Annotated in this window: 12 protein-coding genes; 6 read left to right on the top strand and 6 right to left on the bottom strand. The window is 69.5% G+C overall.

The features are described from left to right. Positions 1-561: 561 nt before the first annotated feature. Positions 562-804 carry a DUF397 domain-containing protein gene (locus AAFN69_RS00250; protein WP_347726747.1) on the top strand — a complete coding sequence of 81 codons (243 nt, stop codon included), beginning with the start codon at positions 562-564 and terminating at the stop codon, positions 802-804. A gap of 215 nt (positions 805-1,019) precedes the next feature. Here AAFN69_RS00250 and AAFN69_RS00245 read toward each other — a convergent pair whose 3' ends face one another. Continuing rightward, on the bottom strand, positions 1,020-1,541 hold the full coding sequence (locus AAFN69_RS00245) for an ATP-binding protein (protein ID WP_347726147.1): 522 nt from the start codon (positions 1,539-1,541) through the stop codon (positions 1,020-1,022). A 323-nt stretch (positions 1,542-1,864) separates the two neighbouring features. Here AAFN69_RS00245 and AAFN69_RS00240 point away from each other — a divergent pair, with 323 nt between their 5' ends. From AAFN69_RS00240 to AAFN69_RS00230, 3 genes are all read left to right on the top strand, one after another. Continuing rightward, positions 1,865-2,764, top strand: a complete 900-nt coding sequence (locus AAFN69_RS00240; protein WP_347726146.1) for a helix-turn-helix transcriptional regulator — start codon at positions 1,865-1,867, stop codon at positions 2,762-2,764. Between the two features lie 98 nt (positions 2,765-2,862). Continuing rightward, positions 2,863-4,320, top strand: coding sequence for an aldehyde dehydrogenase family protein (locus tag AAFN69_RS00235; protein WP_347726145.1), 1,458 nt, complete (start codon positions 2,863-2,865; stop codon positions 4,318-4,320). Between the two features lie 165 nt (positions 4,321-4,485). Next, positions 4,486-5,031, top strand: a complete 546-nt coding sequence (locus tag AAFN69_RS00230; protein WP_347726144.1) for a DinB family protein — start codon at positions 4,486-4,488, stop codon at positions 5,029-5,031. 46 nt (positions 5,032-5,077) lie between these two features. Here AAFN69_RS00230 and AAFN69_RS00225 read toward each other — a convergent pair whose 3' ends face one another. Next, positions 5,078-5,830 (bottom strand): VOC family protein, encoded by a 753-nt coding sequence (locus AAFN69_RS00225; RefSeq protein ID WP_347726143.1) that lies wholly within the window; start codon positions 5,828-5,830, stop codon positions 5,078-5,080. A 60-nt stretch (positions 5,831-5,890) separates the two neighbouring features. On the opposite strand from AAFN69_RS00225, the gene AAFN69_RS00220 reads away from it, so the two are divergent. Further along, positions 5,891-6,532 (top strand): PadR family transcriptional regulator, encoded by a 642-nt coding sequence (locus AAFN69_RS00220; protein ID WP_347726142.1) that lies wholly within the window; start codon positions 5,891-5,893, stop codon positions 6,530-6,532. A 17-nt stretch (positions 6,533-6,549) separates the two neighbouring features. Here the strand turns inward: AAFN69_RS00220 and AAFN69_RS00215 are convergent, their stop codons facing one another. Both AAFN69_RS00215 and AAFN69_RS00210 read right to left on the bottom strand, forming a co-directional pair. Further along, complete coding sequence (locus tag AAFN69_RS00215; RefSeq protein ID WP_347726141.1) at positions 6,550-7,983, bottom strand: glutamate decarboxylase; 1,434 nt, start codon at positions 7,981-7,983, stop codon at positions 6,550-6,552. Between the two features lie 555 nt (positions 7,984-8,538). Next, positions 8,539-8,907 (bottom strand): YbjQ family protein, encoded by a 369-nt coding sequence (locus AAFN69_RS00210; protein ID WP_347726140.1) that lies wholly within the window; start codon positions 8,905-8,907, stop codon positions 8,539-8,541. 230 nt (positions 8,908-9,137) lie between these two features. On the opposite strand from AAFN69_RS00210, the gene AAFN69_RS00205 reads away from it, so the two are divergent. After that, the gene (locus AAFN69_RS00205) at positions 9,138-9,851 is read left to right on the top strand and encodes a DedA family protein (RefSeq protein ID WP_347726139.1); all 714 of its coding nucleotides are present in this window, start codon (positions 9,138-9,140) and stop codon (positions 9,849-9,851) included. Between the two features lie 78 nt (positions 9,852-9,929). On the opposite strand, the gene AAFN69_RS00200 is transcribed toward AAFN69_RS00205, so the two are convergent. Beyond that, entirely contained in the window at positions 9,930-11,717 is a 1,788-nt protein-coding gene (locus AAFN69_RS00200; protein ID WP_347726746.1) for a threonine/serine exporter family protein, read from the bottom strand. 164 nt (positions 11,718-11,881) lie between these two features. Further along, the gene (locus AAFN69_RS00195; protein WP_108151010.1) at positions 11,882-12,376 is read right to left on the bottom strand and encodes an inorganic diphosphatase; all 495 of its coding nucleotides are present in this window, start codon (positions 12,374-12,376) and stop codon (positions 11,882-11,884) included. Positions 12,377-12,429: the final 53 nt, after the last annotated feature.

Here is a 12,429-nt window from a genome sequence, read left to right as displayed (position 1 = left end):
ACCGGGGGCGCGCGGCACGTATGCTCCCGCGCGAATCGGTCTCCGGGCGCGGGGGATTGCGCGCCGGTGATTGCGCTGCGGGAGAGGGCATACGGGAGAGGCGTGCGGGAGAAGGCGCCCGCCCGGTCCGGTCCGCCGATTTCGCCGCGCCCATCGGCGGTGGAGAGCTCTTCGCATACGCCGGTGTCGGCATGGGCGCGGTCCGCCGATTGGCCCCCAACGGCCCTGCCGGTTCGGTGAATTCGGCTATCACGTGGACACTGGATCCACGGACGCGCGCAGTGCGTCTCTTCCTTGTGCGCGAGGGAATCGACCCGGCCGCCCCGGACCGTATGAGAGAGAAACCACTCATCGGGCGGCGGACCGGAGTTCGCCCTCCCTCCCGCACCGGAGCAACGCTCGAACGGCGAGAAACGTCCCTGGTAACGGCTGGAACTGTAACCATGGGAACACCGCGCGTGCACGTGCATATGCGCGTGCTATCGCTTATGCAGACGCACGTGAAACAGAGCTATGATCCGGGACAGTTGACACTTGCACCTTGTACCCCGGGAGCGACTCGTGCACCACGCGTACAACGGCATGGCGGCCACACAGCTCCATGAGGTCGTGTGGCAGAAGAGCAGACACAGCAACTCCCAGGGTTCCTGTGTGGAGTTCGCCAAGCTGCCCGGCGGGAATGTGGCGATGCGGAACTCACGGCATCCCGATGGACCCGCACTCGTCTATACGCCCGCCGAGATAGAGGCGATGCTTCTGGGCGTCAAGGACGGGGAGTTCGACCATTTGATTGCCGGGGGCTGACCCGGATCCGGCGCCGGCCGCCGCGCGCCCGTGGTGACCGGCGCTCCCGGTGAGCCGCCCGTCCGGCGATCCGCCCGCCCGCGCGGAGAACGCGTGGACGCGCGCGGGGAACGCGCGGGGAAGAGAAGCAAGCGGAGTGAGAAGAAAGGAGAAGCGGGCCCGCCCCCCGAAGCCGGGCCCGCTCTCCGGCTCGATGGCCCGGCTGTTCCCCTGTCTCAGCTCAGCCTGAAGAGCGCCCACACGACCTTGCCGTGCAGCGCCCCGGCGAGCGGGTGCCACCCCCAGCTGTCGCTGAAGGAATCCACCAGGAACAGCCCTCTGCCGGACTCGGCCGTGCCCTGGGGATCGGGAAACGCCGAGCCGCCCTTCCGGTCGAAGGGAGTCGCGGATGAACCCGGCCGCTCCGGGCTGGGGTCGCGCACCGCGCACACCAGCCGCTCCGGCCAGCACATCAGATGGAGCCGCACCGGCGAGTCCCGCGTCTCCGGGGAGGCGTCCTCGGGAAGCGCGTGCCGCAGTGCGTTGGTGACGAGCTCGGAGACGACCAGCGAGACATCGTCGAAACGGTCGCCGAGATTCCACTGGGCGAGCGTCGATCTGGTGAAGTGCCGTGCCCCGCGCACCGCTTCGTACCGGGCGGCGAGCGAACAGGAGGCCGAGGTGGAGACCCGTGCGGGATCGATCGGGGGTAGCCCCTGCCGTAACGGCTCTAGCATGGTCGATCCATTCGTCCCCATGCGAGGCACTCCCCGGGAATCGCGGCTGTGGCGCTACAACACGAACGAGCACGCAGGTGCGGCGAGGACCATGGTTCCGAATGCTTTCGGCAGATGCAAGGGCAGATGCACGTGCACGCGACTGGTATGTACCAGTATGAATTGAATACTGGTTATATCTTTCTTTGGGCTCGTCCATGCGATCCCCAAGGGCTTCTCATTTCCGTAACTGAACGAGTACGCCCTGGAGTGTTTTGGTGGCAGAATCCCGCACTTGGGGTCGCGGGGGTGCCTCAGTCTGTAGGTGACCGAGCGAGACGGACTACCGAGACGGATGGCGAAGGATGGGGAGGGTTGGAGTCGTGACCGCAGGCGAGTCGTGGGCCGAAGGGCCGGGTGGGGGTTCCGTGGTGCGGCGCATCCTGTTGGGCTCTCAGCTGAGGAGGCTCCGCGAATCCCGCGGGATCACCCGTGAGGCGGCCGGCTACTCGATCCGCGCATCGGAATCAAAGATCAGCCGTATGGAGTTGGGCCGGGTGAGCTTCAAGGCGCGAGACGTCGAGGATCTGCTGACTCTCTACGGGGTCGCCGACGAAGTCGAGCGCGGCGCCCTGCTGGGCCTCGCCAAGGAGGCCAATGTGGCGGGCTGGTGGCACAGTTACGCCGCCGTCCTGCCGGGCTGGTTCCAGACGTATGTGGGTCTGGAGGCGGCGGCCTCGCACATCAGGATCTATGAGGTCCAGTTCGTGCACGGACTGCTCCAGACCGAGTCGTACGCCCACGCCGTCGTCGCCCGGGGCATGCCGAACGCCGGCCCGGCCGATATCGACCGCCGGGTCGCGCTCCGGCTCGAACGCCAGAAGGTGCTGGTCTCCGAGCGGGCACCCCGGCTGCACGCCATCCTGGACGAGGCGGCGCTGCGCCGTCCGTACGGTGACCGCGCGGTGATGCAGGGGCAGTTGCGGCATCTGATCGAGATCTCCGAACAGCCGAACATCACCCTCCAGGTCATGCCCTTCAGCTTCGGCGGTCACGCCGGCGAGAGCGGCGCTTTCACCATGCTGCGGTTCCCGGAGTCGGACCTGTCCGACATCGTCTATCTGGAACAGCTCACCAGCGCGCTCTATCTCGACAAGCGCGAAGAGGTCGCGCAGTACGAGAAGGCCATGGCCCGGCTCGCGGAGGACAGCCCCGATCCGGCCGAGAGCCGGGATGTTCTGCGTGGTCTACTCCAACTCACCTAGTCCCTCAGTATAGTGACGTCGCATCAGGCATGTGTGTTTTGTGAGGCTCTGACGTCACTGATGTTTCCGGCGTTCTGACGGGTAAGGGATCGGGTCATATGTCCTTGTTCACCGAGCTGGCCTACCAGTACATCGATGGCGAGTGGAGGCCCGGGAGCGGTTCCTGGGACATCATCGATTTCAATCCGTACGACGGAGAGAAACTCGCTTCCATCACCGTCGCCACGGCAGCCGAGGTGGACCTGGCCTACCGCGCCGCCGAACGCGCCCAGCCCGCCTGGGCGGAGACCAACCCGTACGCCCGGCGGGCCGTCTTCGAGAATGCGCTGCGCGTCATCGAGGACCGTGAGCAGGAGATCACCGAGGCGATCATCGCGGAACTCGGCGGCACTCACATCAAAGCCGGATTCGAGCTCCATCTCGCCAAGGAATTCCTCCGCGAGGCGATTCAGCTCGCACTGCGCCCCGAAGGACGGATTCTGCCCTCCCCGGTGGACGGCAAGGAGAACCGTGTCTACCGGCTGCCCGTCGGTGTGGTCGGTGTCATCAGCCCCTTCAACTTCCCCTTCCTGCTCTCCATCAAATCGGTCGCGCCCTCACTCGCGCTCGGCAACGGCGTTGTTCTCAAGCCCCACCAGAACACCCCGATCTGCGGTGGCGCTCTGGTCGGCAAGGTCTTCGAGGAGGCCGGTCTCCCGCCCGGTCTGCTCAATGTCGTCATCACCGACATAGCCGAGATCGGGGACGCGCTGATCAGCCACCCGGTCCCCAAGGCGATCTCCTTCACCGGCTCCGACAAGGTGGGGCAGCATGTCGCCACCGTCTGCGCGGCCAATTTCAAGCGGGCGATCCTGGAACTCGGCGGGAACAGCGCGCTGATCGTGCTGGACGACGCCGATGTCGACTACGCGGTCGATGCCGCGGTCTTCAGCCGCTTCGTGCATCAGGGGCAGGTCTGCATGGCCGCCAACCGGGTGCTGGTCGACCGCTCCGTCGAGCGGGAGTTCACCGAGAAGTTCGTCGCCAAGGTGCGCACCCTCAAGGTGGGCGACCCGGCCGATCCGACGACCCATATCGGCCCGCTCATCAACTCCCGCCAGGCCGACGCCGTCACCACCCTGGTGGAGCAGACCATCGCGGCGGGCGCCACCGCACTGCTGCACGGCGGCTCGGACGGCAATCTGGTGGAGCCCTCGGTGCTCACCGGGATCGCCACCGACTCACCCGTACTCGGCCAGGAGATCTTCGGCCCGGTGGCACTGATCGTGCCCTTCGACGGGGAGGAGGAGGCGATCCGGATCGCCAATGACACCCCGTACGGGCTGAGCGGCGCCGTCCACACCGCCGACATCGAGCGCGGGGTGCGGATCGCCCGGCGGATCAACACCGGGATGATCCACATCAATGACAGCACCGTGCACGACGAGCCGATCGTGCCCTTCGGCGGCGAGAAGCACTCGGGCAGCGGCCGGCTGAACGGCGAGTCGATGATCGAGGCGTTCACCACCCAGAAGTGGATCTCGGTCCAGCACGGCCGCTCGCACTTCCCCTTCTGACGTCCTCCCCCGGCTTCTTCGCGATTGCGCGCTTGAGGGAGTATTTCCCGCCCACGGGCCCTTGAGGACAGCACCTGTCCGCAAGGGCCCGTAGCGTTTGCGGTACCAGAAGGAGGGCGGGAGCCTCTCCTTGAGCGGCTTGAGCCACAGCGAAGGGCGGACACCATGGTCACGCACGTACCCTCCGAGGCCCGCGGCGACGAGCGCGGCGCACTGCTCAACTTCGTCGAGGCCCAGCGCGGTGCGATCCGCCGGTCGCTGCTCGGCCTCACGGAGGAGCAGGCCGCGAGCCGGCCGAGCGTCAGCGCGCTCTCGCTCTCCGGGCTGCTGAAGCATGTCGCCGAGGTCGAGCTGAACTGGCTCCGGCTCGCCCAGCGGAAGCCGAACGAGAACGAGCGCAACCAGGAGAACTGGGGGGACAGCTTCCGTCTCGTCGACGGGGAGACCATCCCCCGGACGCTGGAGACCTGGGCCGCGATCTCCGCCGAGACCGAGGAGTTCATCCGGGCCGTCCCCAGCATGGACGACACCTTCCCGCTGCCGCCGGCGCCCTGGTTCCCCAAGGACACCGAGGTCTCGATGCGCTGGTTCCTCGTCCACCTCACCGAGGAGATCGCCCGCCACGCGGGCCATGCCGACATCATCCGCGAATCCCTGGACGGGAAGACCGCCTTCGAGCTGGTGGCGATGGACGCCGAGGCATCGGCCTAGGATCGCCGCCGGCGAAAGCCGCCGCCCTCCCCGGGCGGCGGCTTCGTCATGCCGTTCCCGGCCCGTCCCGGCGCAGCTCCGCCAGCCGCGCCAGGGCGTCCTCCACCCCCGCCGCCGCGCGGTCCGCCGGGGTCAGCGCCACCCCGGCCGCCCGCGCCAGCAGTTCCGCCGCGAGCTCGTCCTCGCCGAGCCGCCGGGCGATGTCGCCGCGCAGCACCAGCAGCCGCAATTCCTGCCCCGGGGAGGGCTGTCCGGACCCGGTGCGCTCCCGGCCGGACGTCCCCGCCGGCACCCGGTCCAGGATCCTGGCCGCGCCGGGGAGATCCTCCTTCGAGTCCGCGAAGAGATCCGCCAGATGCAGCGCCCGGTCCCAGGGGTCCTTCGGCACCGGCCGGTGCGACGGGTCCTCACTGATCGGCTGGCCGATACGGATCGAATTCCCGGTCGGATCGGTGAGCAGGAACTGCCGCACCCCGTACGACATGTCCTTCAGCGGCCCGATCCGGGGCAGACCGCGCGCCGGGATCCGCCCGTACGCCGCCTTCAGCCCGGCCCGGAAGGTCTCGTACAGCTCGTCGACGGCCCCGGTGGTGACATAGCAGCCGGAGTACGAGCCGGCCGGGTCGTACTCCTTCATGCCGTGGAACTGGAGCTCCACCGTGCCGCGTTCCACGACGGCGTAGGCATAGGGGCTCTTCTGCCGGAAAGTCGTCTCGAAGCCCAGCGCGGTATAGAAAGCGATCACCGAATCGAGGAGTTCGGTGCGACACGGGAGGAGCGGAATGGTCTTCTCGGTCATGGTGTGATGTTAGTCAAGATTGACTAGGATAGTCAAAGTTGAATAGAAGGGATCCGAACGATGTCAGCGATCCGTCTGCTGGTCCTCGGAGCCGTCCGCCGGCACGGGCGGGCGCACGGCTACCAGGTCCGCAACGACCTGGAGTTCTGGGGCGCGCACGAGTGGTCCAACGCCAAGCCCGGCTCGATCTACCACGCACTGAAGCAGATGGCCAAGCAGGGCCTGCTCAGGGCGCACGAGATCGCGCCCTCCACGGCGGGCGGCCCGCCGCGCACCGAGTACGAGCTCACCCCCGACGGCACGGAGGAGTATCTGCGGCTGCTCCGGGAGGCGCTCACGGCGTACGACCAGAAGCTCGACGTGCTCTCGGCGGGCGTCGGCTTCATCGTCGACCTCCCGCGCGAGGAGGCCGTACGCCTGCTCAGGGAGCGGGTGGAGGGCATCCGGGAGTGGCGTTCGTCGGTGACCGAGTACTACACCCCCGAGGCCGGGCCCGAATCGCTCGGGCACATCGGCGAGATCATGAACCTCTGGGTCTCCTCGGCGGACTTCGGGGCGGAGTGGACGCTCGGGCTGATCGCACGCATCGAGGCCGGTGCCCATGTCTTCGCGGGGGAGGGGGAGCAGCCGGCCCTGGTCCTCGCCGAGGGCGAGCCCAATCCCTACGCGACCGGCGAGCGGCACCCGGGGGACTCCGCCTGAGCCGGCCGGCCCGCCGCTCAGTGGTGAAAGGCCGTTGCGCCGGACTCCCGGCCCAGCGGATGCGGCTGGCGCCGGAGTTCCGGCAGCAGCCGGTCCAGATCCTCCATCAGCAGCTCCCCGAGATCGGCGGAGAAACCATTGCGGCAGACCACCCGCAGCACGGAGAGATCCTCCCGATTCGCCGGGAAGCTATAGGCGGGAACCAGCCAACCATGCTCCCGCAGCCGCCGTGAGACGTCGAAGACGTCGAAGGCGGTCACCCCTTCGGCCGTGGTGAGGGCGAAGACGGGCAGCTGATCACCCCGGGTGAGCAGCCGGAACTCCGGGAGCGCCGCGAACTTCGCCGCGAGACCGGTCGCCAGATCCCGGGCGGACTGCTGCACCGCCCGGTAGCCCTCCCGCCCCAGCCGCAGAAATGTGTAGTACTGCGCCACCACCTGGGCGCCGGGCCGGGAGAAGTTCAGCGCGAAGGTCGGCATGTCGCCGCCCAGGTAGTTGACCCGGAACACCAGCTCCTCGGGCAGCTCGGCGGAGGAGCGCCACAGGGCCCAGCCGACACCCGGATAGACCAGTCCGTACTTGTGGCCCGAGGTGTTGACGGACGACACCCTCGGCAGCCGGAAGTCCCAGATCAGCTCGGGATCGACGAAGGGCGCCACCATCGCCCCGGACGCCCCGTCGACATGGACCGGGATGTCGAGCCCGGTCCGCTCCTGGAGCGCGTCCAGCACCGCGCAGACCTCGGCGACCGGCTCGTACGACCCGTCGAAGGTCGAACCGAGCACGGCGATCACCCCGATGGTGTTCTCGTCGCACAGCGCGGCGGCGGCCTCCGGATCCAGATGGAACCGCTCGCCCTCCATCGGCACGAGCCGCGCCTCCACCTCCCAGAAGTTGCAGAACTTGTCCCAGCAGACCTGCACATTGACACCCATGACCAGATTCGGCCGGACCCGGGAGGGATAGCGGTCGGCGTTCCGCTTCGCCCAGCGCCGTTTGAGCGCCAGCCCGGCGAGCATGCACGCCTCGCTCGACCCGGTGGTGGAACAGCCCACGGCGGCGGCCGGATCCGGCGCGTGCCACAGATCCGCGAGCATCGCCACACAGCGCCGCTCCAGCTCGGCGGTGCGCGGGTACTCGTCCTTGTCGATCATGTTCTTGTCCCGGCACTCACCCATCAGGACCCCGGCCTGGGGCTCCATCCAGGTGGTCACGAAGGTGGCGAGATTGAGCCGGGCGTTGCCGTCGAGCATCAGCTCGTCATGGACCAGCCGGTACGCCGTCATCGGCGGCATCGGCCCGTCGGGCAGACAGTGCGTGGGCGGCGCCACGGACATTCCGCCGACCGGGTCCGCCTCCCCGTAGAACGGATTGATCGACAGCCTCCGCCGCTCCCGGTCCCGCCCGGATTCCTGTCCGGTGGGCTTCTCCGCGCCCTGATGCAGTGGCATCCCGTCCTCGCCGCCTCTCCACCCCCCTCAAGGGCCCCCTCCCACGCTCACCCGCCCCACCCCACCCCGCAACCCCACCCGGCCACCCCGTCCCGTGAAACCCGGCCCGCTCGGCACACCCTCCAGCCGCGGCCCGAGAGCCCGGGCCCGATCCGGCACACCCGCAGCCTCGGGGTGCGTCCCCTGCCCGTCCGCGCACCCTCTGCCGGGTCCGGCGCACTCTCAGTGCGGTGCGGCGCACTCCCAGCCCGTCCGGCGTTTGAGGACGGACCCGTACTCCGGGCTCGGGTGACCGACCCTTGTCCGTCCGCGCACCCCCTGCCGGGTCCGGCGCACTCTCAGCGCGGTGCGGCGCACCCCCAGCCCGTCCGGCGCTTGAGGACGGACCCCGCACCCCGGGCTCGGGAGACCAACTCCGCCCGGCCCCCGCCCCGCACCCCCCAGCCCGTCCGGCGCTCGAGGACGCACCCCGCACCCCGGGCCGGGGCGCGAAAACCCAGCCCGTCCGGCGCCTGAGGACAGAACCCCCACCCCGGGCGGCCGGCACGCACCCCGTCAGGGATGCGGCGCGATCACCACCGCCGTCCCATACGCACAGACCTCCGTCCCCACCTCCGCCGCCTCCGTCACATCGAACCGGAACATCAGCACCGCATTCGCCCCCCGCGCCCGCGCCTGCTCCACCAGCCGCTCCATCGCCTGATTGCGCGTCTCCACCAGCGTCTTGGTGAGCCCCTTCAACTCCCCGCCGATCATCGACTTCAGCCCCGCGCCGATCTGGCTGCCCAGATGCCGGGAGCGGACCGTCAGCCCGAAGACCTCCCCGATCACCTGCTGCACCTGATGGCCCGGCACATCATTCGTCGTCACGACCAGCACATCCGCATGCGGCCCCTGCCCGCCGCCGTAGTCCTCGATGCCCATCTTCGTCCGCCTTCCTCCGGAAGCCTCTCCCCGACAGCTTTGTCGCAGCCTCGGCACAGTGCATCCCGAGAGCGCCGTCGCGACGCCCGCGCCGGCCCGCGCGTTGGTAGCTTGGGCGGCGGCCGACCCTCCCGGCGCCGACCCCTCCCGCACCGCCCCCCTCCGCGCCGGGCGGCCGATCGGGCCGATCGCCCGCCCGCCCGCCTCATGACCTCAGGAGCACGGACCTCGTGACCACCCTTGCGCTCGGACCGAGCTGGCTGGACCCGGACTATCTGATCAACACCTTCGGCCTCATCGGTGTCCTGGTCATCGTCTTCGCCGAGTCGGGGCTGCTCATCGGGTTCTTCCTGCCGGGTGACTCGCTGCTCTTCACCACCGGCCTGCTGGTCACCTCCGGCACCCTGGACAGCCTCCCGCTCTGGGCGGTCTGCTCCCTGATCGTGCTGGCGGCGGTCGTCGGTGACCAGGTCGGCTATCTCTTCGGCCGAAAGGTGGGCCCCGCACTCTTCAAGCGGCCCGACTCCCGCTTCTTCAAGCAGGAGAACGTCGAGAAGGCCCATGACTTCTTCGAGAAGTACGGGCCCAAGTCGCTGATCCTGGCGCGCTTCGTGCCCATCGTGCGCACCTTCACCCCGATCATCGCGGGCGTCAGCCGGATGAACTACCGCCTCTTCGTCATCTTCAACATCATCGGCGGCGTGCTCTGGGGGGCCGGTGTCACCCTTCTGGGCGCGGCCCTCGGCAAAATCGACTTCGTTCACCAGCACATCGAGAAGATCCTCATCCTCATCGTGCTGCTCTCGGTTCTGCCCATCGTGATCGAGGTGCTGCGAGCCCGCTCGAAGAACAAGAAGGAAGCGCTCCGGGAGGCCCCGGCCCCCGGCACCGGCGCCGACGGCCACCCCCTCGCGCCGGATGCCGGCCGGTCCGCCCAGCGCTGACCGCCCCGTGCCGGGCGCGTTCCCCGTACTGCCGGTACGGGAACGCGCCCGGCACGGACACCGGACACCGCCACCGGGTCAGAAGCCCCTGGTCCGCTTCGCCGCCCGCCGGGAGGAGGGTTCCTCCGACCCGGCCGGCATCCGGACGAAGAGCCGGGACACCTCACCGCCCAGATTCACCCCGATCGCGATGGCCAGCGCCAGCGCCGCCGCCTTGGAGAGCGAGGCGAGCCCGGTGTTCAGCTCGCCGCGCGCTATCGCCAGCAGACCGAAGTAGGTCGCGCTGCCCGGCAGCAGCGGCCCGATCGCGGCCGTGACATACGGCAGCGCCGAGGCGAAGCGGTACCGCGCCAGCATCTGCCCGAAGGTCCCGACCAGCCCGGCCGCGGCGGCCGTCGCCGCCACCGGGTGCACATCGGCGGTGTTGGCGAGTGCCCCGTAGACGACCCACCCCACCCCGCCGTTCGCCGTCACCAGCAGCACCGTCTCCCGCTCCTGCTGGAGCAGTACGGCGAAACAGAGCGACAGCCCCATCGCCGCCAGCAGCTGCACCTCGGGGCGTTCCACCGCATGCAGCGCCGTCTCCGGGGTGAGCCCCGCGCCCAGCGCCAGCCCGAGATAGAGCACGGTCAGCACCCCTATGACGATGCCGACGATCAGATAGACCACTTCCAGCAGCCGGGCCGCCGCGGTGATGTAGAAGCCGGTGAGACCGTCCTGCACCCCCGCGACCAGCGCCCGCCCCGGGATCAGCGCGAAGAGCCCGCCGGTGATCACCGCCGAGGCGCGTACATCGAGCGGCGAGAGGGTCAGCGCGACCCCCATCGCCGCCGACGGCATGGCCGCCGCCACGAACTGGTAGAACTCCGGCAGCCCCCGCCCGGCGCAGAGCCAGGCCAGCCGGTCGCCGAGCATGGCACTGACCGCCGCGGCCAGGAAGACCAGCACATTGCCGCCCACCAGCACGGCGGCGGCCCCCGCGAGCAGCCCGCTGGCCAGGGTGAGCGCCCAGCCCGGGTAGGGGTGCCGGTTGCGGCGGATCTCCGCCAGCCGGCGGTACGCCTCCTCCAGCGAGATCTCCGTGTCCGGTGAGCTGATGTCGTGGACGAGCCGGTAGACGGCCGCCAGCCGGGTGTAGTCGGTGCCCCGGCGGCGTACGGTCCGGTTGGCCGTCACCGGGTCGTCCACCAGCGACGGCTGATACGTGATCGACAGCAGCGTGAAAGTCACCGTGGGCTCGCAGCGGTCGAGCCCGTACGAGCGGGAGATCGCGAACATCGCGGCCTCCACGTCCTCGGCGCCCTCGCCGCCGGCGAGCAGCAGCTCACCGATCCGGAGCGTCAGGTCGAGCACCCGGGGGACGGCCGGGCCGCCCTCCTCGTGCTTCTGCACCGACTCCGGCACCGGCCGCTCGCCGACCGGCATCCGCAGCATGGTCCGCATCCGGTCCTGCCAGGGCGCGTCCTTGGTCAGCCGGACCACCGGGATGCCGTGCGAGGGGGTGAAGGCGGGCGGCGAGCGGCGGAAGCTGTAGGTGCTCGGCGGCGCGAAGGCGGAACCCTCCTGCTCGGCCGGGGCCTCGGCGGTGGTGCCCGGCGGGGCGGTGAACTCCGAGGTCGGGTGGTCCTCCTCGGGCGGCTCCGGCCGGTCCACCCCGGCCGGCCGGCTGAAGGCGCTGTGCGCCTCGTCGGAGTGCGGCTTCCGGTCCTCCGCCGGGTGCGCGGGGGAGGGCTGGACCTGCGGAGGGCGTGCACCGCCGCCCCCGTCCGCCCCGTCCGCCGGCCCCTCCGCGCGCCGCGCGCCCGGCGCGTCCGCGTCCTGTGGGCCATGGGGGTCCCGTTCCCCCGGAACCTCCGGCTCCGCCACCACGTGCTGCCCTCGCTCCCTCTCGTGTCGCCGGTGTCAGCTCAGTATGTGCGTGGACATGCCGACGTACGACTGGGGGTACTTCTGCCCCGCTCAGGGCGCATGCACCACGGGCGGGACACCTTCGAAGGTGTCCCGCCCGCGGTGTGTTCAGCGGTGTGGCGTCAGTGCGCGCCGCCCTGCGCCTCAAGGCGCTTGTACGAAGCCTCGATCTCGGCCTCGGCCTCGGTGCGGCCGACCCAGTTCGCGCCCTCGACGGACTTGCCCGGCTCCAGGTCCTTGTAGACCTCGAAGAAGTGCTGGATCTCCAGGCGGTCGAACTCCGACACGTGGTGGATGTCGCGCAGGTGCTCCACCCGGGGGTCCGAGGCCGGGACACAGAGCAGCTTGTCGTCGCCGCCGGCCTCGTCCGTCATACGGAACATGCCGATGGCGCGGCACTTGATCAGGCAGCCGGGGAAGGTCGGCTCGTCGAGAATGACCAGGGCGTCCAGCGGGTCGCCGTCCTCGCCGAGGGTGTTCTCGACGAAGCCGTAGTCCGCCGGGTAGCTGGTCGAGGTGAAGAGTCGACGGTCCAGACGGATGCGACCCGTCTCGTGGTCCACCTCGTACTTGTTCCGCGAACCCTTCGGGATCTCGATGGTGACGTCGAACTCCACGGGTGGCTCCTCCAAGATCAACACAATCGGCAGGTCATGCTGTGCCTTCCGGG

It is taken from the genome of Streptomyces sp. CAU 1734, from assembly GCF_039888735.1.
GTDB lineage: Bacteria > Actinomycetota > Actinomycetes > Streptomycetales > Streptomycetaceae > Streptomyces.
This window is presented reverse-complemented; position numbering and strand designations above follow the sequence as displayed.

Excerpts from the sequence above, each read along its gene's own strand:
- AAFN69_RS00240 (WP_347726146.1), top strand. The coding sequence starts at position 1,865 with ATGGGGAGGGTTGGAGTCGTGACCGCAGGCGAGTCGTGGGCCGAAGGG.
- AAFN69_RS00225 (WP_347726143.1), bottom strand. The coding sequence starts at position 5,830 with ATGACCGAGAAGACCATTCCGCTCCTCCCGTGTCGCACCGAACTCCTC.
- AAFN69_RS00235 (WP_347726145.1), top strand. The coding sequence starts at position 2,863 with ATGTCCTTGTTCACCGAGCTGGCCTACCAGTACATCGATGGCGAGTGG.
- AAFN69_RS00215 (WP_347726141.1), bottom strand. The coding sequence starts at position 7,983 with ATGCCACTGCATCAGGGCGCGGAGAAGCCCACCGGACAGGAATCCGGG.
- AAFN69_RS00245 (WP_347726147.1), bottom strand. The coding sequence starts at position 1,541 with ATGGGGACGAATGGATCGACCATGCTAGAGCCGTTACGGCAGGGGCTA.
- AAFN69_RS00220 (WP_347726142.1), top strand. The coding sequence starts at position 5,891 with ATGTCAGCGATCCGTCTGCTGGTCCTCGGAGCCGTCCGCCGGCACGGG.
- AAFN69_RS00210 (WP_347726140.1), bottom strand. The coding sequence starts at position 8,907 with ATGGGCATCGAGGACTACGGCGGCGGGCAGGGGCCGCATGCGGATGTG.
- AAFN69_RS00230 (WP_347726144.1), top strand. The coding sequence starts at position 4,486 with ATGGTCACGCACGTACCCTCCGAGGCCCGCGGCGACGAGCGCGGCGCA.